Origin of the sequence: Streptomyces sp. NPDC002680 (assembly GCF_042889145.1) — a bacterium.
In the GTDB taxonomy this organism is placed as follows: domain Bacteria; phylum Actinomycetota; class Actinomycetes; order Streptomycetales; family Streptomycetaceae; genus Streptomyces; species Streptomyces adonidis.
Genome location: NZ_JBIAQP010000006.1, coordinates 42,947 through 63,809, shown reverse-complemented (window position 1 = coordinate 63,809; position 20,863 = coordinate 42,947). Strand labels below are relative to the sequence as shown.

The following is a 20,863-nucleotide window of genomic DNA, read 5'->3' as shown; positions in this document are numbered from 1 at the left end:
CTGGGGGCTGTTGATGCAGCGTGTGTGCTTTCTGCTGAAGGTCCGGGCGGACCGCCTCGACGAGTACCGCGAGCGGCACGCCGCCGTGTGGCCCGAGATGCTCGACGCGCTCTCGGCCACCGGCTGGCACAACTACTCGCTCTTCCTGCGCGAAGACGGCCTGCTGGTCGGCTACTTGGAGACCGAGGACTTCGCCGCCGCCCAGGCCGGCATGGAGGCCGCAGAGGTCAACGCCCGTTGGCAGGCGGAGATGGCGCCGTTCTTCGAGTCGCTGGACGGCGCCCGCCCCGACGAGGCCATGAAGCCCCTCACCGAGGTGTTCCACCTCGCCTGAACACTCCGTTCCGCTCCCCGAGTTCCCCACTCCCCGCTCGACTCACCCCGCTCCTCTCACCTCGCACGACAATGGAGTCTCCCGAGATGAACAGACGTACGTTGCTGGGCGCCGCGCTCGCCGGTGCCGTGGTGACCCCCGCCTTCGCCGTCGGCACTGCCCGTGCCGCCGACCCCGGCCCGTCGGTCACCCAGACCGGCAACACCACGCTCGACTCCCAGGCGGTCTTCTTCGTCTCCTACGACGGCCTGGTCAACAACAACTCGTTCCAGAAGAACGGCCTGTTGACCTACAAGGGCTACCAGTACGCCGTCTGGTACACCGCCGACAAGAACGCCGTCGTCGCCCGCCGCGTCCTCGGCGGCAGCACCTGGTCGACGGTCCAGGTGGGGCACACCCTCAAGGCCAGCGACTCCCACAACGTCATCTCCATGGGCGTCTCCAAGGCCGACGGCCGCCTCCACCTCAACATGGACTCGCACAGCGACGGATTCACCTACGTCAAGTCGGTCGCCGGGCTCATGGACAACCCCTCCGGCCTCAGCTGGACCGCCGCCCGCTTCGGCTCACCCCAGTCGACGCTCGACGGACTCGCGCTCACCACCCAGTTCACGTACCCCCAGTTCGTCTCCACGCCCGAGGGCAAACTCCAGCTCAGCTACCGCGTCGGCATCTCCGGGAACGGCCGCAACGCCCTTGCCGAGTACGACGGTTCGACCTGGACGGCGCTCGGCGAGTGGACCAGCTCCACCGGCACGTACACCAGCGAGCACGGCTCGTCGACGGTCCGCAACATGTACCTGCACGGCATCGACTACGACAGGAACGGCCGGCTGCACTCGTTCTTCACCTGGCGCGAGCAGAACGGCGCCGTGATGTGCAACAGCGGCGGCATCACCAACCACGACACCGGCTACGTCTACTCCGACGACCGGGGCCGCACCTGGCGCAACAACGCGGGCACCGCCGTCGGCACCACCGGCGGCACCGACAAGGTCGCCGTGACGGACAGCGGGCTCGTCGTCGACTCCCTCAACCCGGACCACTCCCTGATGAACCAGGAGAGCCAGTTCACCGACTCGGCCGGACTGCCGCACGCGATCATCAGCTACGTCCCCGGACGCTTCGGCCAGTGCACCACCAACTACGTCACCAACCGCACCGCCAACGGCCGCGCCTTCCACGTCCGCAAGAACTCCGCCGGCACCTGGCAGAAGACCGAGATCCCGTTCCCGCTCAACTCCAGCCAGCGCACCAAGCTGGTCCTCGACAAGTACGACAACGCCTACGCGATCTTCCCCTTCGGGCGGATAGCCGGCGCCTCGAAGTCCTCCGGGTACACCGACTGGGCGATCCTCTACGACGGCAGCACGCTCAACGCCTTCGGTGAGGTCGTCGTCGACGAGACGCGGATCGCCCAGGACAACGTCCTGTCCGTCCTCTACCAGGAGAAGTCGAGCGGTACGACCCCGTCCGCGCTCCATGTCGTCGACTTCAGCCTTCCCGCGTGACCGGATTAGGCCGGATTAACAAGGGTCGGGCAGGCCGCGGTTAATGTAAGGGCCTGCCCGCCACCGTTCGTTTCCCTGGAGGTCCCCGCCCGATGGCCCAGCCGGTGGGTATCAAGGACGTCGCCCGTGCAGCCGGAGTCTCCGTCGGCACGGTCTCGAACGTCATCAACCGTCCGGACTCGGTCGCCACCGAGACCCGGGCCCGGGTGCTGTCCGCGATCGACCGTCTCGGCTACGTCCGCAGCGAGTCCGCGCGTCAGCTGCGCGCCGGGCGCAGCCGCATCATGGGGCTGCTCGTCCTCGACATGGGCAACCCCTTCTTCGTCGACGTGGCACGCGGCGCCGAGCGGGCCGCGCGTGACGCCGGGCTCGGTGTGATGGTCTGCAACAGCGCGCAGAGCGCCGGCGAGGAGGCCGACTACCTGTCGCTCTTCGCCGAGCAACGGGTACGCGGAGTGCTGCTCACCCCGGCCGACGCGACCGGCCGCAACATCGCCTCCTTCCGCCGGCACGGCATCCCGTTCGTGCTGGTCGACCGGGTCGCCGAGGGCACCACCGAGTGCTCGGTCTCCGTGGACGACGTCGCGGGCGGCGCCCTGGCCGTCCGCCATCTCATCGACGCCGGCCATCGCTCCATCGCGTACGTCAGCGGTCCGCCCGGCTTCAACCAGGTCCGCGACCGCCGCACGGGCGCCCTGAACGCGCTCGCCGAGGCCGGCCTCAGCCCCTCGGCCCTGCGCGAGCTGCCCACCGAACGCCTCGACGTGGCAGCGGGCCGGGACGCGGGCGCCCGCCTGCTGGGCCTCGCCGAGCGCCCGACAGCCGTCTTCTGCGCCAACGACCTGCTCGCCCTCGGCGTCCTCCAGGCCATGTACGCGGCCGGGGTCGGCGTCCCGGACGACCTCGCGATCGTCGGCTACGACGACATCGAGTTCGCCGCCGCCGCGGCCGTCCCGCTGACCTCCGTACGCCAGCCCGCCGTCACCATGGGCGCCCTGGCCGCCGAACTCCTCCTGGAGGAGACCGAGGCGGACGCCGAGACCGGGCCTAGCAGGCACGCCCACCGCAGGGTCGTCCTCCAGCCGGAACTGGTGGTCCGCCGCTCCAGCCTGTCGGCCCGCTGATGTCCGGAACTGATCCCGCGTTCAGTACGTTGTCATGATCCAGGGGCTCGGCAGGGCCGCGAACATGTGCTGAACTGGGGCGGCCTGGAATCCAACCGTCTCGGGAGCACCGTTGACCGTCAGTTACCGCCAGCCCGGCGTAGTCCTCACCGACCGCCGCTTCACCGTGCCCCTGGACCACGACGATCCCGGGGGCGAGACCATCGAGCTGTACGCCCGTGAGGTCGTCGCGAGCGGCGAGGCGAACCGGGACGACCTGCCCTGGCTGCTCTATCTCCAGGGCGGTCCTGGCTTCGGGGCGAATCGTTTCGTCGGCCAGGCGGCCTGGCTCGGCCGGGCCCTGGAGGAGTTCCGTGTCCTCCTGCTCGACCAGCGCGGCACCGGCGCCTCCACCCCCGCCAACCGTCAGACGCTCCCGCTGCGCGGCGGCCCCGCCGAACAGGCCGCCTATCTGACCCGCTTCCGCGCGGACTCGATCGTCCGGGACTGCGAGGCGATCCGCCCGGAGGTCACCGGCGGCGCCCCCTGGACCGTCCTCGGCCAGAGTTTCGGCGGCTTCTGCGCGGTGCACTATCTGTCGACGGCGCCCGAGGGCCTGGCCGCCGCCCTGATCACCGGCGGCCTCCCGTCCCTCGACGGACACGCGGACGACGTCTACCGGGCCGCCTACCCCCGTATCGAACGCAAGGTCGCCGCGCACTACGCGCGTTACCCCCAGGACGTGGAACGCGCGAGACGCATCGCCGAATACGTCAGCGGCCACGAGCCGCTCCTCCCGAACGGCTACCGCCTGACCGTCGAGGCATTCCAGTCCCTGGGCATCCTGCTCGGCGGCGGCGAGGGCAGTCACCGGCTGCACTACCTCCTGGAGGACGCCTTCGTCCGCACCCCCGACGGCACGGCCCTCTCCGACGCGTTCCTGGAGGAGGTCCAGGGTCTCCTGTCGTACGCCGGACATCCGCTGTACGCCCTCGTCCACGAGGCCTGCTACGGCCAGGACTCGCGCCCCACCGACTGGTCCGCCGAGCGGGTGCGCGCCGAGTTCCCGCAGTTCGACGCGGGCAAGTCCCTCGCGGACGACAGCCCGTTGCTCTTCACCGGCGAGTCGGTCCACCCCTGGCTGTTCGACGTCGACCCGGCTCTGCGCCCCCTGCGCGAGACCGCCGGACTCCTCGCCGCCCACACGAACTGGCAGCCCCTGTACGACCGTTCGCGCCTCGCCGTCAACGAGGTCCCGGTCGCCGCGGCCGTCTACCACGACGACATGTACGTCGACACGGGCCACGCCCTGGAGACCGCGCGGGCGATCCGGGGGCTGCGGACCTGGGTGACCGACGAGTTCGAGCACGACGGAGTGCGGATGGGCGGCCCCAGGGTGCTCGACCGGCTGCTGGCCCTGACCCGGGACGAGGTGTGAGCACCGGCAGCCGGTGAGTCAGGCGGCGACGGCCAGGTGACCGACGGCGCGCAGCGGGCCCACCGCCCGGCCGTCCGGCAGGAGTTCACCGGTGTCGTCGAACACGATCGTGCCGTTGCAGAGCAGGTTCCAGCCCTGCTCCGGGTGGGCCGCGACGATGACCGCCGCGTCGTGGTCCGGGCTGTCGACGGACGGGCACGGAGGCTGGTGGGTGCACATGGTCTCTCCCGTGTGTCAGGGGTCTGCCTCAGTAGTAGAGCGGAGGTTGTTTTCCTCTGTATGTGGAGACCCCGACACGCCGGGAAATTCATCTGTGAGGTTTCTGCTCAGGCAGCCGCCAACTCCTCGCCCGGGGACCGGCGTTCGAGGTGCAGCCGCAGCCCCTCCGGCATCACCGTCAGCCGTTCCGTCACCCGCAGCCGGTAGTCCGGGTCGGGCTTCAGGTCGTAGCGGCGCAGCAGCAGGCCGAGGACGAGTGTCGCCTCGTGCAGCGCGAACTGGCGGCCGATGCACGCCCGGGCCCCGGTGCCCCAGGGCTTGAACGCGTGGGCGGGGCGGGCGCGTACGGCCGCCGCGTCGAAGCGGTCCGGGTCGAACCGGTCGGCGTCGGCGCCCCAGACGGCCGGGTCGCGGTGCAGCAGCGGGGCGAGGACCAGTGTCCAGGCGCCCTCGCGCATCGGATGCTCACCGCCGAGCACCGTGTCGTGCCGGGCCTCGCGGGAGAAGCCGGGAGCCGTCGGCCACAGCCGCAGCGACTCGTCCAGCACCCGGCGGACGTACCGCAGCTTGGCGACCTGGTCGTAGCCGGGGACGGCCGCCCCGCCCCAGACGCGGTCCACCTCGGCGCGGGCGCGGGCGGCGGCCTCCGGGTGCTGGGAGAGGTAGTGCAGGGCGAAGGAGAGCGCGCCGGACGTCGTCTCGTGGCCCGCGATGAGGAAGGTGAGGACCTGCCGGCGCACGTTCTCCGGCGCGAGGCGTTCACCGGTCTCCGGGTGGGCGGTGTCGAGCATCCGGTCGAGCAGATCGCCGGTGCCGTCGCCGTCGGACGCCCGGCGGGCCCGTACGAGGTCGTCGACCGTGCGGTTCAGATACGCCATGGACGCCTCGTTGCGGCGGGTGGCCCGGCGCAGCAGCAGCGGGGCGAGCGGCGCGGGGACGACGTTCAGGTACTGCGCGTGGTTGAGCGTGCCGACCATCGCCGTCACGAAGGGGTGCGGGCGGTCGCGTTCGAACGAGCCGAAGTCGTGCCCGAAGCCGGTGCGGGCGATCGTCTCCAGAGTCAGCTTCGTCATGTCACCGGGCACGTCCACCGCGCGGCCCGCCGTCAGCTGCCGGTCCCAGTGGTCGGTGAGCCGCTCGGCCACGGCCAGCATCATCGGGTGGTAGCCGGCCATCGCCTCACGGCTGAAACCGGGGGCGAGGACATCGTGCGCCAGCTGCCAGTTGGACTCGTGGTTGTACGCCGTGAACAGGCCGTCCCCGGCGATCGGGCGAAGGTTGGCCACCCCGAGGCCCACATGCTTGGCGAAGCGCGACTCGTCCGCGAGATCGGCGGTGAGATCCGCGCCCCACACGAACACGATCTCCTTGCCGAACGCCTTGCGCCGGAAGATCGGCCCCAGCCGCTGCCCGACGCGCATCGAGTCCTGGAGGGGAGTGCGGGGGCTGACGCCGATCAGATCGCCGAGCAGCGGTATCCGGCGCGGCGGACGCGGAATGCGGTGCAGCTCCGGCCAGCCCAGCTCGGCACTGCGGAATCCCCCGGGTGAATCGGTCCGGGTCGCCGTCTCGGTCATGACGCCATCTCCCTTGATCCTACGGCGTGTTGAACCTGTTGTACGTGGATTCAATAACGGTTTCAGTCTGGTCCCGCTGTTGAACCGACGTCAAGTAGCGTCGAGTAAAGTGCGGACATGGCCGCGAAAGAAGGGGAGCGCACACGCCGTCGGTTGAGCACCGGCGAGCGCCGGGAGCAGCTCCTGTCGGTCGGCGCGCGCCTGTTCTCGGAGAGTCCGTACGACGAGGTGTGGATCGAGCAGGTCGCCGAGATCGCCGGAGTCTCGCGCGGGCTGCTCTACCACTACTTCCCGACCAAGCGGGACTTCTTCGCGGCGGTCGTGGAGCGCGAGAGCGAGCGCATGATGCGGATGACGGCCGCTGTCCCGGGCGTCCCCGCACGCGAGCAACTGGACGCCAACCTCGACGCGTTCCTCGCGTACGTCGAGGAGCACGCGCACGGCTATCGCGCCTTCCACCGTGCCGACGCGTCCGGCGACCAGGCCGTACGCAAGGTCTATCAGCGGGCGTTGGCCACGCAGGAGCGGCAGATCCTCGAAGCGCTCGCGGCCGACCCGGAGTTCGGGAGACTGGCCGAGGAACGGCCCGAACTGCGCCTCGCCGTCCGTGGCTGGCTGGCGTTCACGACCGCTGTCTGTCTGGAGTGGCTGCGCGGCTCGGACCTGTCCCGCGAGCAGGTGCGGGAGTTGTGCGCGCGGGCGCTGTTGGGCACCCTCGCGCTCTGAACGCCCCCTGAGTGCCGCCGATTCGCGGCCGGGTCGCGGTACAGGAATCGCACAGGATCACGGGAGGTGGTTGGCGTGCGCCCAGATCTTCGATAGGTTAGGCAAGGCTTACCTAAGGAGGTTTGGGATGGGTGACAGTCCGACCTGGACGGCCGCGCCCGCGGCGGCGGAACGCGCGCGCTCGGTGCTCGCGGCCGCGTGGTCCTGTGCGGTGACCGCGGACGGCGGGCGCGAGGAGTTCGTCGGCGCGCACACCGTCGGCGAGGACGGCCGGGTGATCCTGGACGTGCCGGCGGACAGCACGCTGCTCGCCGCCGCCGTCTGCGCCCCGCGCGGCGAGCCCTCGGCCGTGCTGGAGTTCGCCGACGTCTCGCCCGTCCCCGTGCGCAACCGGATCCGCGCCCGGCTGTGGATGGCCGGCTGGTTCTCCGTCGAGGGCGAGCAGCTGGCGTTCCGGCCGACGCGGGTGGTGCTGCGCCAGACGTCCGGTGCCACCGTCGTCGACCTCGACGACTTCGCCGCCGCCGAGCCCGACCCGCTGGCCACGGCCGAGGCCGGCCTGCTGACCCACCTCGCCGACTGTCACGGCGACGCCGTCGAGCGTCTCACGCGCCTCGTCGAGCCGGAGAGCCTGCACGGGGCCGTCAAGGTCCAGCCGCTCGCCGTCGACCGGCACGGACTCACCCTGCGCATCGAGCGGGCCCGCGCCCACGGCGACGTACGGCTGGCGTTCCACCGGCCCGCCGACACCGTCGCGCAGCTCACCGAGCGCATGCACATCCTCCTCACCCAGGCCAGCGCTGCCTCCTGCCCCCGCGCGCTACAGCGGCAGCGCACAGACGACGACCGGTGACGCGAACGGCTCGCCCACGAGCCGCAGTTCACCGCTCGTACGGTCGACGCGGAAGACGCTGACCGTGCCCGACCGCTGGTTCGCCGCGAACAGCAGGTTCCCGCGCGGCGAGAGGGCGATCTGGCGCGGGAAGTCACCGCCGACCGGCACCGTGTCGAGGAGCCGGAGACGGGCGCCGTCCGCCTCCACGGCGTACCGCGTCAGGCTGTTGTGCCCGCGGTTCGCCAGATACGCGAACCGCCCGTCCGGGGACACCACGAACTGGGCCGGGTAACTCGTGCCCGAACCGGTCCCCGTGGACTGCGCCTCCCCGATGGACAGTCGCCCGGTGGCGGGGGAGTAGGCGCAGACCGCGACCGTGTTGTCGACCTCGTTGGCGAGATACGCGTACCGGCCACCGGGGTGGAAGGCGAGATCGCGCGGACCCGCGCCCGGCCGGGTCTGATCGCGCGAGACCTCGGTGAGCGTGCCGCGCGCGAGGTCCAGGCGGTACGTGTAGACCGTGTCCGTGCCCAGATCGACCGCCAGGACATGGCCGCCGTCGGGGCTGGTGACGAACTGGTGCGCGTGCGGGCCCTGTTGACCCGGCCCCGGCGCCGGACTGGAGTGCATGACGAGATCGGTGCGCTCGCCCAGTGCGCCCGAGGCGTCGATGGGGTGCACCGCCACGCTGCCGGAGCCGTAGTTGGCGCTGAGCAGCCACCGTCCGCTCGGATGCACGGACAGATGACACGGCCCCGCGCCGCCGGTGCTCCGCGTGCCGAGCACCTGGTGCCGATCGCCCTCGCCGCCGAGCCGGATCGCGGTCACGCCGCCGGCCTCGCGCTCGTTCACCGCGTACAGGGTGCGGCGGTCGGGGTGCACGGCGAGGTACGACGGGTCGCCCACGCCGGTGACGGTTCCGGCGCCGGTGATCCGCCCCGATTCCGGGTCGTAGGTGGCCAGGCCGATGCCGGTGCCGCCGTTCTCGACGGAGGTGTAGGTGCCGAGGAAGAGGGGGCGGGGAGCGGTCGGTCGAGAGGCTGCCGATGTGGATGGTTCCGGTGCGGGTGATTCCGGTGTGGTGGCGGGTTCCACCGGGGTGGCCGCCATCGCTCTCGCCGGGACGGACGCGGCCGCGGCGGTGCCTGCCGCCGCGCCCACGAACCGGCGCCTGCTCCAGCCGCCGCGCGCACCTCGCGCCGGTTCCGTACCACCGCTCATTGCCTGCACCCCGGGTCTCGGTCGCCGCGGCCGTCTGTCGGCCGTGACAGCAACTCTGACGTGGATCACCTGTGGTGTGCAAGAGGAGCAATGGGCGTTGCATGGGCTGCAACGGGCGCCGCGGGTCTTTCTCGCCCCCGCCGCCCCTACCCGTCCCATCCTTCTGGGGGCTGCGCCCCCAGACCCCCCTTTCGCGCTGGACGCGCTCGTCCTCAAACGCCGGACGGGCTGGAGGGTGGCCCCGGCCGGTGCTGAAGTGCGGCGGGTGCGGGTGGGCGGGGGAAAAGGGGTGGGCTGAGCGTGGTTGTCCTCGGACGCCTGCCGGGGCTTGTTTTTTAGCCCGTCCGGCGTTTGAGGACGAGGCCGTTCAGGCCGACAGCGGGGGTCTGGGGGCGCAGCCCCCAGAAGGATGGGACGGGTAGGGGCGGCGGGGGCGAGAACAGCTACCAGTCGCCGTCCTCCACCGGCTTCCCTGCCAGCGGCTTCACCTGTCCGGGCGACGGCTCCTGCCACGGCTCGTGGTCGTCGCCGAGCCAGTCGCCGACCGGCTTTACGGCCGTCAGGGGGTCCGTGGGAGCGAGATCCTCGGCGTCCTGGTCGAAGTAGTCGAACCAGGGCAGGCCGGCCCGGGTGTAGGCCGCGCGGTCCACGGGAGACGGAGGCGGGGCCTCGCCCGTGATGCGGCGCCACTCGGGCGGCGTCACCAGGTGCACGAACACGCGGCCGGCGGGGCGCTCGGCCCACGCCTTGAGCGGCCGGTCGTCCCGGTAGACCTCCTGGCGCATCGAGCCGCCGACCCCCAGCCCCATCGCCGCCCCCGACCGCTGCGGCCCCGCCGCCCCGCCCGGCGCCGGCGGGGCAGCCATCGCCATGGGCGCCATCGGTACGGTCCCGCCGTAACCCCGGTTCCGGACGGTCGCCGCCCGCTCCGCCCGCCGACGCTCCTCCTCCCGCCACTTCGCCAGTTCCGCGTCGGACAACGGGAACGACTGGAGCTGTACGCCGCCCCACACCTCCTCGCCCGTGACCTGGCCCTCGACGGTCGCGCCCAGCCCGAGCGGCACCGCCACGAACTGGCGAACCGTGCCCTTGCCGGAGTTGATGCCGTCCAGCCAGGGCTGGCGCGGCAGCACCACGTAGTTCTGCGGCTTCCGCGACAGCCGGTCGCTCCACGGCTCGCCCGACACCGCGCACACCTTGCCCACGCCCACCTGCAACGCGGCGGGCTCCGTGGTGCCCGCGAAACTCAGCCACATCGCTTCGCGCAGATACACCGGCAGCAGCACACCGCCGCGCGCCCGCCAGGCCTCCGGCACGGTGTCGGGGTAGTCGGCGACCCGGCGCACCGGGAACTCGCCGAGCCCGGGCGGCAGTGGATGCGTGCCCGTCTCCGGCAGCCGGAGGGTGCGGACGAACCGTACGGACACACCGCCCGGCAGCCGCAGGGTGTTGCCTTCGATCCGTACGCCGGAGTCACCCATGCGCCGCCCCCTTGGTCCTCTGGTCCTCAGTTGTTCTGTGTGACTTCGTCACATAGAACGACGTGACACGGCCTCCCGGTTCCTGCCCGGTACGCGCACCCGCTTCAGGTACTTCCGCAGCCGGGTCAGTCGGGGCATCCGCTCCCGCTCCTCCCGGGTGCACCGGTCCAGTTCCTCCAGGAGCCGCCGGGAGCGGTGCTCGGTGTCCAGCTCGTCGAGGATGCGGTTGACCTCGGTCAGGACGGCGCCGTGCAGTTGCCACTGCGCCGCGTCCTGCTGGATCTCCGCCAGGAGCAGCTGCGCCAGCTTGTCGCGGGTCGCTGTCGCCGCCCGCAGTTCGGTGGCGAGCCGGGTCTCCGCTGACTCGGCGCTGACACTGACGTCGGTGGTGACGAGGACCGCGAAACTGACCACGGCGTCGGCGATCTCGGACAGCAGCCGCTCCAGCGCGGCCCCCGTCTCCGGGGCGAACAGCGGTTCGGGGTCCCGTTCCTTGGCCAGGTCGGTCAGGCTGCGGGCGAGGACGCGCAGGACGACCGTACAGATCTCCAGCGTGTCCAGGCCGGTGCGCAGGACGACCCGGTGCAACAGTCCTTCCCGGACACGGGGGTTGAGGCGCAGGCTGTCCTCGGCCTGTTGCAGGGCCGCGTCCACCTCGACGATGTCGTGGTCGAGCCGACGGGCCTCGTGGAGACGGGCGGTCGCGTGGTCCACGGGAGTGCGGCCCGCGGCTTCCTCGCCCATCCGCAGCATCAACTGCCGTACGCGGCGCGCCAGATCCTCGATGGACTCACCGGCCGCCTCCACCCACACCGGGGGAGCCAGCAACAGGTTGAAGGTGAGCCCGACGACCGCGCCGACCACGGTCTCCAGGACCCGTGCCCAGGCAGTGTCCCCGACCCTGGTGACGCCCAGCACCAGCATCGCGCTGATCGCCACCTCGGGCACGAACTCGCTGACCCGCACCAGATGCCCGACCGCCAGCGAGGCCAGGATGATCAGTCCCAGGCTCCACCAGGTCAGCCCCACCAGCACGCTGAAGCCGATCGCGATGACGACCCCGGCGACCACGGAGTTCACCCGGCGGATACCGGTCTTGATCGTGGCGTAGAGGGTGACCTGGACGACCAGGAGCGCGGTCAGCGGAGCGGTGAGCGGCGCGGACTCGGGGCTGACGCGGAGCGCGACGACGTACGCGATCGTCGCGGCGGCCGCCGACCGCAGCGTCTGCACGACCACGGGCTCGCGGTGCCTGCCCACGAACCGGACGACGGACGCCGTCCACTCACCGGGTACCACTCGCATGCGCGCGCACGCCTCCTTCCCGTCCTTCCCACAAACGGACCGAGCGTACTCACGGTAGGCCGCGAGTGCGTCCGGCGCGGAGGGAGGTGTTCCTCACGTGATCAGGGATGTTTCCCTTCGTTGACCACAGGTTCTGTCGACCGGGTTGACCATTACGTTGTGGATCTTCGGGCCGTCCGGTGATCTCCTGGTCCGTATGGCCGACGACCCCGATTCCCCGCACGCGAAGGCGCTCCGCCATGTCGCAGCCCTCTCCACCGGCCCCGCCGTGCCCCCGGACCTCCGGGTGACCCTGAACTTCCACCCGGACCGGGCGGTCCGCGAACTGCCCCTGCTGCGGGCGCTGGCCCAGGACGGTGTCTACCGCTCGCAGTTCGTCACCGGCACCAGCAACGGCGGGCTCACCGCCCGTCCCGGCGGCGACCGCTGGCGCTGGGAGAGCCGGATGTTCGCGGGGACGTACGACACCGCGCCCGCCCACCAGCGCCCGGTGTACGGCGCGTTGAACTTCCGCCGCCAGGTCGTCGGCGCCGCCCCGAGGTTCGGCTCCTCGCACTTCCGGCTGACCGGCGCCGCCCTCGCGCGGGCCACCTTCTGCTACCCGGACAGCGCGGCGGAACCCGCCCACTTCGGGGTCGCCGCCGGGATGTCCCTCGTCGCCCTCGCCGAGGCGGACGAGCGGGACGCGCTCGACGACTACATCGAGGCCCAGATCCACGGCCCCGTCCTGCTCAGCCGGGACGTCGAGGCGCTGGTCCTCGACGCGAGCTATCGCGGCACCCCGGTCGAGAAGGCGGCCCGCACCCTGCCCGTACCGCTCGAATGGCACCCCGGATACCGGCTCACCGTAGGGGAGTTGCGCCGTCACGCCGACTACCGGGGACCCGAGTACGTCGAACTCGGCGCCCGGATCGCCGAGGACGGCCGGCTCGACCCACGGATCATCGGGGACGCGGTCCGCACCGGCCGCCATGAACTCCAGCACCTGAAGATGGTCTGGCACTGTCTCGCCCGGTTCGGCGCCCCGGAGGGGGCGGGCACCGCCCGTTCCACCTAGCTTCCCTTGCCCGGCAGAGCCAGGTCGGTGGACCATGCCTCGCCGAACGCGTACTTGGGCGTGGCGGCGTTGTAGGTGTAGATGCCCGCGAGCGGCAGCTTCTCGCCGGGTGCGGCGGACTGCAGGACGTCGCACAGATCGCCGACGGTACGCACCGGCACGTCCTTGACGCTCGTGATCACGTCACCCTCCTCCAACTTCGCCTTGTCCGCCGCGGAGTTGGTCGCCGTACTCATCACGAACAGACCGGTGACGCCCTCGTCGAGCAGCTGGTTCTGCATGTCGAGGACGTACCGCTGGTCCTGGAGGTCCGGGAAGTAGTACGCGGAACTCAGAGCGGGGTCCTCCAGGGAGACGAGTTCCCACCCGGGGTCGTTCTTCCGGTCGCCCGCCACCAGCCCGTCGAGCAGGGGCTTCGCGTGGTCGCCGGCGATCGAGTAGTACTGGCCCTGCGCCTCCGAGTTGCCCAGGGTGTTGATCCCGACGACCTTGCCGTCGGTGTTGAGCAGGGGCCCGCCGGAGTTGCCGTGGTTCAGCGTCGCGGAGTGCTGGATCGTGGCCGGGAGATGGGGATAGGACACGCTCAGATCGGCGGGAACGTCCGGCGACTGCACGCTGCCGGACGTGTACACGGGCTTCTGCGTGGCGTAGTCGGTGAGGGACGTCGGATAGCCGAGGGCGGTCACGGTGTCGGCGGCCTTGACGTCACCGCTGTCGCCGAACTCCAGCTCCTTCAGGTCGTCCTGAGGGCTCGTCAGTTTCACGACGGCCAGGTCCTCACAGGGGTCGCTGCCGAGCAACCGGACGGGCACCGGCTCCTTGTCGTCGATGACCACCTTCAACGCGCCCTGTCCTTCGACGACATGAGCGTTCGTCAGGATGAGCCCCTCATCGGCGTCGTAGACGAAACCGCTGCCGAGCGCCGAGTTGCCGATCACATGCACCGTGGCCGGCGCGGCCTCTTCGAAGATCTCCTGCGGCGACGGATCGTCCGCCGGTACGGCCACCGCGGTCGTTCCGCCCAGGGCGACCAGAACGGCCGAGGCGCCCGCGACCGCGGACTTCGCTTTCACGCCCATAAGACGCCGCCCTCCGACACCGGGCGGCCCGCCCCACCCCAGGACCCGGCCCGGAAATGATCGCTATCAGGTCCAGAATATCCCCGTATGACCGGCCTGTCCTGCGGCGGACAGGTCCGGTTCCCGACCCGTTCCACCCCTCCTTCCGTACGCTGTTCCGGGGCCGTACGCAGGGCGCGGACACGGCCGGTCGAGGCGGGGGAGGCACGGAGACGGTGACCGATTCGTGGGAGCGGGCCAGAGGGATCCTCGCGGCGGCGGGGCTGCCACCGGACGGCCTCGCGGAGTGCCGTCCGCTCACCGGTGGGACGTACAACGTCGTCGAGGAGCTCCGGCTGGCCGACGGCGGCCGGTACGTCCTGAAGATCCCGCCGCCGGAGACGGTACCGGGGCTCAGCCACGAGGTCCGACTGCTCGTCTCCGAGGCGGAGTTCTACCAGGCCGCCGGCACGGTCGGCGTACCGGCGCCGAGTCTCGTGGCCCTCGGCGACGGCCACCTGCTGATGACCGCCTGTCCGGGCGATCCGTGGGACGACTCCGTGACCGAGGCCGAGCGGGTGCTCCTGAGAGGTGAGCTGGGCGGCCTGGTGGCCCGCTTGCACACGGTCACCGGATCGGCCTTCGGCTATCCTTCCGGCGCCCTCGGCTCCCTCGCCCCCGACTGGCGTACGGCCTTCACGACGATGTTCGACGCGGTGCTCGACGACGCCGTCCGTTATGACGCGTGGCTGCCGGTTCCGGTGGACGAGGTGGCCCGGACCGCCCGGGACGCGTACGACGCCCTCGACGAGGTCACCGTTCCCCACCTGGTCCACTTCGACCTCTGGCAGGGGAACATCCTGGTCGACCGCTCGGCCGGGGCGCCGCGCATCGGTGGCCTCATCGACGGTGAGCGCATGTTCTGGGGCGATCCGGTGGCCGACTTCGTGTCGCTGGCGCTGCTGGGGGACATCCGGGGCGACGAGGCGTTTCTGCGGGGGTACCGGGACGCGGGCGGGTCGGTCGAGTTCGAGGAAGGGGTCTGCCGGCGGCTTGCTCTCTACCGCGCCTACCTGGACCTGATCATGCTGACCGAGGTGGTGCCCCGGGAGATGGGGGAGGAGCGGAAGGAGTGGGCGCGGGAGGTGGTCGGGCCTGCGCTGATGGGCGCCTTGGGAGATCTCCCACGCGCGCGCCGCCGACGCTAGTCCAGTGTGTCCCAGTGCGTAGTCTGGTGCGGTGCAACTGTCTTTGGGAGAACGTGTGCGGTGGTCGGTGGCCCGATGACGGACTTCGGCGCGATCGACGCCCTGCTGGCCGGTGCCCGCCAGGAGGTGCCGCTGCCCTCGGTCGAGGTGCGGCGCGGGCTGCGCGAAGGGCTGAACCTCTCGCGCGCCCAGGTGGCGCAGGCCCTCGGCGTGAGTCCCTCGACCGTCGGGGGGTGGGAGTCGGGGCGGGACCCCAGCGGCGAAGTGCGCGAGAAGTACGCCTACTTCCTCGACGGGGCGCGGACTCGGCTGGAGGAGCGGGCCGAGCAGGACGCTGAGGAGGAGGCCTCCGCGGGCTCCGAGGAGACGACGGAGGTGGCGGAGACAGAGGAAACAGAGGCCGAGGGCGAGTCGGAGACCCTCTCCGTCGCCCAGCCCTGCGTGCTGTGCGGACACCCCGCCCGCCATCAGGTCGCCGGGTTCCCGCAGCACCTCGATCCCGGTGAGTGCGGCGGAGGGACGGCTGAAGAACCCCCGGCCGAACCAGTGGCCCCCGTCAAGGTCGTCCCCGTCGGTCGTCGTGTCCAGACCGTCTCCGACGAACCCGATCCGATCGCCGCCGCCGTCGCCGGTGCCCTCGCCGAACACGCGGGGGATGTCGACGCGGCGACCGCCGCGCTGGTCAAGCGGGCCATCCCGGACGCGATGGCGCTGCTCGACTCGACCCGCAAGGGCGGGCGGTACGACGTCGTGGCGCATCCCTGGATCCCGGACATCCTGCGCAAGCAGACCGCACGCGGTGCCGACCAGATCTGGGAGGCCCGCCCCAAGTGGGCCCGGCGTGAACTCCCGCCCGGCGCCCACGAGGTGACCGCGCTCGACATCAACGGCGCCTACCTCTCCGCGCTCAAGACCCACCTCCCCATCGGCCAGTTGGAGCACTCGACCGGCTTCGGCCACGACCGCCGCCGGGCCGGCGTCCACCTGATCACACCCCCCGTCTGGGACCACGAGGCCGAACTGCCCAACCCGGTCGGCAACCGCGACGAACCGGGCCCGCTGTGGGTCACCGAGCCGACACTGAGGCTCCTCCTACGGCTGTCCGGGCCGAAGTACGGGCTGTGCGAACCCCCGGAGATCCATGAGTCGTTCACGTCCGGCGCCACCGAGAACCTGCTGGAGAAGTTCCGGATCGCCCTGAAGGACGCGCGCGACCGGGCCATCGAGCAGGACGACGAGGTCACCCTCGAATACGTGAAGGCGATGTACTCCAAGTTCGTCTCCACCATGGGGGAGTCGAACTACAACCGGGAGCTGTACCGCCCCGACTGGATGCACCTGATCCGCTCGCAGGCCTTCGCCAACCTCTGGACCAAGGCGTACAAGGCGTACGGCGAGGGGCTGACCGTCGTGCGCGCGATGGGTACGGACGAGCTGCATGTGATCGGCGACTGGCGGAGTGTCTTCCCGGAGGGGCGTGGCGTTTCCGAGGTCAAGATCAAGGACACCTACACCGTCGGCGAGGATACTGATCCCGCCGCCGCGGGCGAGCACGAGAACTGAGTGACAGTGAGGGAGGCGGTGCATGCCTGAACACACCCATGAATTCGGGATGTACGGAGCCCGGGGAATCAGGGGCAGCGCGGCCGTCGCACGCCGGCTCGACATGCTGGCGGGCGGGATCGTCACGCCGATCACGGCCCGGCGCGGGCTGCTGGCACGCCTGCACTACCTCACGCGTACCGACCATGCCAGGTCGGCGGCACGGGAGGCGGGGCTGACGGTCACCGACCGTACGCTCAAGGCGTGGCTGGAGGGCAGGCGCAGCCCGTCGAAGCGGAACCTGGAGAAGATCGAGACGGCGTACTGGACGGTCCGCCGTCAGAACGTCGCCCGGTATCTCGTCGGGCGGCTCAACGCCCGGGGCCGGGGCACGCGCGTCGAACTGCATCCCCTCAACCAGTCCCAGGTGGACCGGCCGCGCCAGCGCGTCGTCGAGTTCCGCACCCTCAACATCCGGCACTGGGACCTGCTCGTCGAGGCCTGGTCCACCGGCGACACCCAGGCCTTCGACGACGCCTGGACCGACCAGATCGTCGACCTCGGCTCCCAGTGGGGCCAGTACGAGTACGTCACGAACGTCGGTTTCGCCGCCTGAAGCCCGGCCCCGAACCCGGGGCCGGGCCGGCGCGAGATGATCGTGCCATGAGTGAGATCATCCTGATGTCCGACGAGAAGGTGGCCGCCGTACCCGTCGAGGAGTGCGGTGAGCGTCTGGTGGACGTACGAGGCGCCCTGCTGACCGACGACCGGCAGCAACACGCGTCCGGCGGCGCCCAGTTCCACCTGCGGCAGGGCGTCCTCGACCGGCTGCTCGACGCGCAGGCACTGCTTCCCGACGGCATCCGGCTGCTGTTCGTCGAGGGCTACCGGCCGCCCGTCCTGCAACGCCGCTACTTCGACGGGTACTCCGCCGAACTGCGCGCCCAGCACCCGGACTGGCCCGCGGACCGCCTCCGTTCGGCCGCCAGCCGCTATGTCTCCCCGCCCGAGATCGCCCCGCACAGCGCGGGCGCCGCCGTCGACCTGACCCTCGCCGACACCGACGGCCACGAACTCGACCTGGGCACGGCCATGAACGCCAACCCCGAGGACAGCGCGGGCGCCTGCTACACCCACGCCACCAACATCGACGCCAAGGCCCGCACCCACCGCGAAATCCTGAGCAAGGCCCTCAGCAAGGCCGGCCTGGTCAACTACCCCACGGAGTGGTGGCACTGGTCCTACGGCGACCGCTACTGGGCCTTGACGACAGGCGCCCCGACGGCACTGTACGGCCCGAAGGAATTGACCCCCGGGCACACCTGACGGCTGGAGCGGCCGGCGGGTTGGGGGCGGGCGCGGAACCACGCCCCGCCAGGCACGCCTGACGGCTGGAGCGAAGAGGTGGCTGGGGGACTCGGGTGCGCACCGCGCCCCGACAGGGGCGCGGGGAACTGCGCGACCAGCCCCCACCGACCCGCAGCCAACGAACGACCCACCCGCCCCGGAGTGCTCACCCAGAGAACGCGTTCACCCCCGTGAGCTCCGCCGACACCTCCCACAGCCGCGCAGCCGACTCCGCATCAACCGCATAGTCCCGAACCCCACTGGTCTGATCCCCCGGCGTGGCGGGCTCGGCGACATCGCAGTCCTCGCAGTACACCCCGCCCATCCCCACCAGCTGCGGGGACGTGGCGGCCCACACCTGAGTGGCCGCACCCTGCTCGGGCGTCTTGAAGCCCTCAGGGTCGAGCGCGTTGCCCTCTGCGTCCCGCCACCCGCGTTCGATCTGCTCGGCGATCGGAATATGGCGCTGGAGCGGGGTGAAGATGGCGCCGGGGTGGAGGGAGAAGGCCCGTACGCCGGCGTCGCGGCCGAGCCGGTCCAGGTGGACGGCGAACAGGACGTTGGCCGTCTTGGCCTGCCCGTACGCCTCCCACTTGTCGTAGCCGTGCTGCCAGTGGATGTCGTCCCAGCGGATACCGGAGAAGTGGTGGCCGCGGGAGGAGACGGAGACGACGCGTGCGCCGCCGGGGGCGATGGCCGGCCACAGCCGGTTGACGAGCGCGAAGTGGCCGAGGTGGTTCGTCGCGAACTGGGCCTCCCAGCCGGGGCCGACCCGGGTCTCGGGGCAGGCCATGATCCCGGCGTTGTCGATGACGAGGTCGAGGGGGCGCCCGGAGGCGAGGAAACGCTCGGCGAAGGCGCGCACGCTGTCCAGGTCGCCGAGGTCGAGAGCGTCCACCTCGACACCCTCGATGCCGGCCAGTGCCTCCCGCGCGTGCTCAGGGCGGCGGGCGGGTACGACGACCCGCGCGCCCGCCTTGGTGAGGGCGCGGGTGGTCTCCAGACCGAGGCCCGAGTAGCCGCCCGTGACGAGCGCGAGCTTCCCGGAGAGGTCGATGCCCGCGAGGACGTCGTCGGCGGTGCTCCGGGCATCGAAGCCCGAGCCGATCTTGTGCTGTGCGGTGGTCATGGACAGCACGCTACGAATTGGAGCGCGCTCGAAGTCAAGAGACACCGCCGCCCTCCCCGGCGCCGACCCGCCGGACGAGGCCAGAGGAATGCGAGCGGCGCTTCATGGCCGAACGTGAGCCCCGGCCGGGCCCTTCGGGGGAGTGCGCCGGTTGCCGGAGGGGCCGTCAGCCTTGTGGTGGTCGGCGTTTCGGCGGGTGCCTCGTGGGCGGGCGTGGTCCTGGCGGAGCAGGCGACTGGTGGCAACGCGGCTGGGGCTCTTCGGGGGAGTGCGCCGGTTGCCGGAGGGGCCGTCAGCCTTGTGGTGGTCGGCGTTCCGCGGGTGCCTCGTGGGCGGGCGTGGTCCTGGCGGAGCACGCGACTGGTGGCAACGCGGCCAGGGTCCTTCGGGGGAGTGCGCCGGTCGTCGGAGGGGCCGTCAGTCCGGTGGCAGTCGGCGCATCCGCGAATGCCTCCTCGGCAAACGTGAGCCCTCGCGGAGTCGACGTCGCTGGGGTCCGTCCGGGGGAGTGCGCCCCCCGCCAGGGGGCTTCAGCCCGATGGCAGCCGGCGCTTCCGCGAGCGACTCGTCCATGGACGTGAGCCCGCCGGAGTCGACAGCCGGCGGCACACCCCTGGGCCGCTCCGGGGGAGCGCGCCCACCGCCCCGCGTCACCGCAACGATCCGCCGGACGGGCCCTCAGCCCGACGGCAGCCTGCGCTCCCGCGACCACGCCAACAGGTCCTCCACCGGCCACGTCGTGACCACCCGCTCCGCCGGTACCCCGCACTCCTCCGCGCGGGCGCAGCCATGGATCTGCCAGTCCAGCTGGCCCGGCGCGTGCGCGTCGGTGTCGATCGAGAAGAGCACGCCCGCCGCCACGGCCTGCCGCAGCAGGCGGCGCGGTGGGTCCAGCCGCTCCGGGCGGCTGTTGATCTCCACCGCCGTGCCCGTCTCCGCACAGGCCGCGAACACCGCGTCCGCGTCGAACTCCGACTCCGGCCGCGCCTTGCCCCCGCCCCGCTCGCCCCGCCCGCCCCCGCCACCCCGGGGCTCCCGCCCGACGAGCAGCCGCCCGGTGCAGTGGCCGAGCACGTCCGACAGCGGATTGCGTACGGCGGCCACCATCCGGCGGGTCATCGAGCGGGCGTCCATGCGCAGCTTGGAGTGCACGGACACCACCACGACGTCCAGCAGCTCCAGCAGGTCGGGGTCCTGGTCCAGGGAGCCGTCGTCGAGGATGTCGCACTCGATACCGGTGAGCAGCCGGAACGGCGCCCAGGTCGCGTTCAGTTCCTCGATCACCGCCAGCTGCTCGCGCAACCGCTCGGCGGTCAGGCCCCGCGCCACCGTGAGGCGCGGTGAGTGATCGGTGAGTACCGCCCACTCGTGCCCGAGACGCGCCGCCGTACGGCCCATCTCCTCGATCGGGCTGCCGCCGTCCGACCAGTCGGAGTGCAGATGACAGTCCCCGCGCAGCAGCGCCCGGAGGCGTTCCCCGTCCCCGAGAGGCGGGGTCACGCCCTGCTCGCGCTCCAGTTTCTCCAGGTACGCGGGCACCTGCCCGGCCAGCGCCTCGCGCACCACCTGCGCGGTCTTCGGGCCGATGCCCTTCAGGGACTCCAGCGTGCCGGTGTCGGCCCGCTGCCGTATCTCCTCCGGGGACAGCTCCGCCAGCACGTCGATCGCGGTACGGAACGCCCGTACGCGATACGTGGGCGCCAGGGAGCGCTCCAGCAGGAAGGCGATCCGGTCCAGCGCCTCGACGGGATCCAGTGACATCGCCATCGTCA

The 20,863-nt window shown here is 71.4% G+C and carries 19 protein-coding genes; 11 read left to right on the top strand and 8 right to left on the bottom strand.

Annotated elements, in window-relative coordinates:
* Nucleotides 1–13 precede the first annotated feature (13 nt).
* The 4 genes from ACFYXF_RS17370 to ACFYXF_RS17355 all read left to right on the top strand — a co-directional run bounded on the left by ACFYXF_RS17370 (nucleotide 14) and on the right by ACFYXF_RS17355 (nucleotide 4,386).
* A complete protein-coding gene (locus ACFYXF_RS17370; RefSeq protein ID WP_235472834.1) occupies nucleotides 14–334 on the top strand; it encodes an L-rhamnose mutarotase in 321 nt (106 codons plus the stop codon).
* Nucleotides 335–420: 86 nt separating this feature from the next.
* Entirely contained in the window at nucleotides 421–1,845 is a 1,425-nt protein-coding gene (locus tag ACFYXF_RS17365) for a BNR repeat-containing protein (RefSeq protein ID WP_389350445.1), read from the top strand.
* Nucleotides 1,846–1,937: 92 nt separating this feature from the next.
* On the top strand, nucleotides 1,938–2,969 hold the full coding sequence (locus ACFYXF_RS17360) for a LacI family DNA-binding transcriptional regulator (RefSeq protein ID WP_389350444.1): 1,032 nt from the start codon (nucleotides 1,938–1,940) through the stop codon (nucleotides 2,967–2,969).
* Nucleotides 2,970–3,081: 112 nt separating this feature from the next.
* Nucleotides 3,082–4,386, top strand: coding sequence for an alpha/beta fold hydrolase (locus ACFYXF_RS17355; RefSeq protein ID WP_389350443.1), 1,305 nt, complete (start codon nucleotides 3,082–3,084; stop codon nucleotides 4,384–4,386).
* A gap of 18 nt (nucleotides 4,387–4,404) precedes the next feature.
* On the opposite strand, the gene ACFYXF_RS17350 is transcribed toward ACFYXF_RS17355, so the two are convergent.
* A complete protein-coding gene (locus ACFYXF_RS17350; protein ID WP_389350442.1) occupies nucleotides 4,405–4,605 on the bottom strand; it encodes a DUF5999 family protein in 201 nt (66 codons plus the stop codon).
* A gap of 107 nt (nucleotides 4,606–4,712) precedes the next feature.
* The gene (locus ACFYXF_RS17345; RefSeq protein WP_389350441.1) at nucleotides 4,713–6,182 is read right to left on the bottom strand and encodes a cytochrome P450; all 1,470 of its coding nucleotides are present in this window, start codon (nucleotides 6,180–6,182) and stop codon (nucleotides 4,713–4,715) included.
* 117 nt (nucleotides 6,183–6,299) lie between these two features.
* Between ACFYXF_RS17345 and ACFYXF_RS17340 the strand changes: the two genes are divergently transcribed.
* Both ACFYXF_RS17340 and ACFYXF_RS17335 read left to right on the top strand, forming a co-directional pair.
* Complete coding sequence (locus ACFYXF_RS17340; protein WP_389350440.1) at nucleotides 6,300–6,908, top strand: TetR/AcrR family transcriptional regulator; 609 nt, start codon at nucleotides 6,300–6,302, stop codon at nucleotides 6,906–6,908.
* A gap of 127 nt (nucleotides 6,909–7,035) precedes the next feature.
* The gene (locus ACFYXF_RS17335; protein WP_389350439.1) at nucleotides 7,036–7,761 is read left to right on the top strand and encodes a DUF2470 domain-containing protein; all 726 of its coding nucleotides are present in this window, start codon (nucleotides 7,036–7,038) and stop codon (nucleotides 7,759–7,761) included.
* Here ACFYXF_RS17335 and ACFYXF_RS17330 read toward each other — a convergent pair.
* From ACFYXF_RS17330 to ACFYXF_RS17320, 3 genes are all read right to left on the bottom strand, one after another.
* A complete protein-coding gene (locus ACFYXF_RS17330; RefSeq protein WP_389350438.1) occupies nucleotides 7,729–8,964 on the bottom strand; it encodes a lactonase family protein in 1,236 nt (411 codons plus the stop codon). The genes ACFYXF_RS17335 and ACFYXF_RS17330 overlap by 33 nt on opposite strands.
* A 443-nt stretch (nucleotides 8,965–9,407) precedes the next feature.
* Complete coding sequence (locus ACFYXF_RS17325) at nucleotides 9,408–10,445, bottom strand: hypothetical protein (protein ID WP_389350437.1); 1,038 nt, start codon at nucleotides 10,443–10,445, stop codon at nucleotides 9,408–9,410.
* A gap of 48 nt (nucleotides 10,446–10,493) precedes the next feature.
* Nucleotides 10,494–11,750: an aromatic acid exporter family protein gene (locus tag ACFYXF_RS17320; protein ID WP_389350436.1), complete on the bottom strand. Its 1,257-nt coding sequence runs from the start codon at nucleotides 11,748–11,750 to the stop codon at nucleotides 10,494–10,496.
* 196 nt (nucleotides 11,751–11,946) lie between these two features.
* Here ACFYXF_RS17320 and ACFYXF_RS17315 point away from each other — a divergent pair, with 196 nt between their 5' ends.
* Entirely contained in the window at nucleotides 11,947–12,807 is an 861-nt protein-coding gene (locus ACFYXF_RS17315) for a DUF3626 domain-containing protein (protein WP_389350751.1), read from the top strand.
* On the opposite strand, the gene ACFYXF_RS17310 is transcribed toward ACFYXF_RS17315, so the two are convergent.
* Nucleotides 12,804–13,886 carry a S1C family serine protease gene (locus tag ACFYXF_RS17310; protein WP_389350435.1) on the bottom strand — a complete coding sequence of 361 codons (1,083 nt, stop codon included), beginning with the start codon at nucleotides 13,884–13,886 and terminating at the stop codon, nucleotides 12,804–12,806. The two genes, ACFYXF_RS17315 and ACFYXF_RS17310, sit on opposite strands and share 4 nt — an antisense overlap.
* Before the next feature lie 215 nt (nucleotides 13,887–14,101).
* Between ACFYXF_RS17310 and ACFYXF_RS17305 the strand changes: the two genes are divergently transcribed.
* The 4 genes from ACFYXF_RS17305 (at nucleotide 14,102) to ACFYXF_RS17290 (ending at nucleotide 17,941) form a co-directional block, all read left to right on the top strand.
* The gene (locus ACFYXF_RS17305; protein ID WP_389350434.1) at nucleotides 14,102–15,073 is read left to right on the top strand and encodes a phosphotransferase family protein; all 972 of its coding nucleotides are present in this window, start codon (nucleotides 14,102–14,104) and stop codon (nucleotides 15,071–15,073) included.
* 75 nt (nucleotides 15,074–15,148) lie between these two features.
* On the top strand, nucleotides 15,149–16,636 hold the full coding sequence (locus tag ACFYXF_RS17300; RefSeq protein WP_389350433.1) for a helix-turn-helix domain-containing protein: 1,488 nt from the start codon (nucleotides 15,149–15,151) through the stop codon (nucleotides 16,634–16,636).
* 22 nt (nucleotides 16,637–16,658) lie between these two features.
* On the top strand, nucleotides 16,659–17,231 hold the full coding sequence (locus ACFYXF_RS17295; protein ID WP_389350432.1) for a transcriptional regulator: 573 nt from the start codon (nucleotides 16,659–16,661) through the stop codon (nucleotides 17,229–17,231).
* 47 nt (nucleotides 17,232–17,278) lie between these two features.
* Nucleotides 17,279–17,941, top strand: coding sequence for a M15 family metallopeptidase (locus ACFYXF_RS17290; protein WP_389350431.1), 663 nt, complete (start codon nucleotides 17,279–17,281; stop codon nucleotides 17,939–17,941).
* Nucleotides 17,942–18,128: 187 nt separating this feature from the next.
* On the opposite strand, the gene ACFYXF_RS17285 is transcribed toward ACFYXF_RS17290, so the two are convergent.
* Nucleotides 18,129–19,091 carry an SDR family NAD(P)-dependent oxidoreductase gene (locus tag ACFYXF_RS17285; RefSeq protein ID WP_389350430.1) on the bottom strand — a complete coding sequence of 321 codons (963 nt, stop codon included), beginning with the start codon at nucleotides 19,089–19,091 and terminating at the stop codon, nucleotides 18,129–18,131.
* A 678-nt stretch (nucleotides 19,092–19,769) separates the two neighbouring features.
* The gene (locus tag ACFYXF_RS17280) at nucleotides 19,770–20,858 is read right to left on the bottom strand and encodes a PHP domain-containing protein (protein ID WP_389350429.1); all 1,089 of its coding nucleotides are present in this window, start codon (nucleotides 20,856–20,858) and stop codon (nucleotides 19,770–19,772) included.
* Between the last annotated feature and the right edge of the window lie 5 nt (nucleotides 20,859–20,863).

Coding starts and splice junctions, on each gene's coding strand:
- ACFYXF_RS17370 (WP_235472834.1), top strand. CDS start 14: ATGCAGCGTGTGTGCTTTCTGCTGAAGGTCCGGGCGGACCGCCTCGAC.
- ACFYXF_RS17365 (WP_389350445.1), top strand. CDS start 421: ATGAACAGACGTACGTTGCTGGGCGCCGCGCTCGCCGGTGCCGTGGTG.
- ACFYXF_RS17360 (WP_389350444.1), top strand. CDS start 1,938: ATGGCCCAGCCGGTGGGTATCAAGGACGTCGCCCGTGCAGCCGGAGTC.
- ACFYXF_RS17350 (WP_389350442.1), bottom strand. CDS start 4,605: ATGTGCACCCACCAGCCTCCGTGCCCGTCCGTCGACAGCCCGGACCAC.
- ACFYXF_RS17345 (WP_389350441.1), bottom strand. CDS start 6,182: ATGACCGAGACGGCGACCCGGACCGATTCACCCGGGGGATTCCGCAGT.
- ACFYXF_RS17340 (WP_389350440.1), top strand. CDS start 6,300: ATGGCCGCGAAAGAAGGGGAGCGCACACGCCGTCGGTTGAGCACCGGC.
- ACFYXF_RS17335 (WP_389350439.1), top strand. CDS start 7,036: ATGGGTGACAGTCCGACCTGGACGGCCGCGCCCGCGGCGGCGGAACGC.
- ACFYXF_RS17330 (WP_389350438.1), bottom strand. CDS start 8,964: ATGAGCGGTGGTACGGAACCGGCGCGAGGTGCGCGCGGCGGCTGGAGC.
- ACFYXF_RS17325 (WP_389350437.1), bottom strand. CDS start 10,445: ATGGGTGACTCCGGCGTACGGATCGAAGGCAACACCCTGCGGCTGCCG.
- ACFYXF_RS17320 (WP_389350436.1), bottom strand. CDS start 11,750: ATGCGAGTGGTACCCGGTGAGTGGACGGCGTCCGTCGTCCGGTTCGTG.
- ACFYXF_RS17315 (WP_389350751.1), top strand. CDS start 11,947: ATGGCCGACGACCCCGATTCCCCGCACGCGAAGGCGCTCCGCCATGTC.
- ACFYXF_RS17310 (WP_389350435.1), bottom strand. CDS start 13,886: ATGGGCGTGAAAGCGAAGTCCGCGGTCGCGGGCGCCTCGGCCGTTCTG.
- ACFYXF_RS17300 (WP_389350433.1), top strand. CDS start 15,149: ATGACGGACTTCGGCGCGATCGACGCCCTGCTGGCCGGTGCCCGCCAG.
- ACFYXF_RS17295 (WP_389350432.1), top strand. CDS start 16,659: ATGCCTGAACACACCCATGAATTCGGGATGTACGGAGCCCGGGGAATC.
- ACFYXF_RS17290 (WP_389350431.1), top strand. CDS start 17,279: ATGAGTGAGATCATCCTGATGTCCGACGAGAAGGTGGCCGCCGTACCC.
- ACFYXF_RS17285 (WP_389350430.1), bottom strand. CDS start 19,091: ATGACCACCGCACAGCACAAGATCGGCTCGGGCTTCGATGCCCGGAGC.
- ACFYXF_RS17280 (WP_389350429.1), bottom strand. CDS start 20,858: ATGGCGATGTCACTGGATCCCGTCGAGGCGCTGGACCGGATCGCCTTC.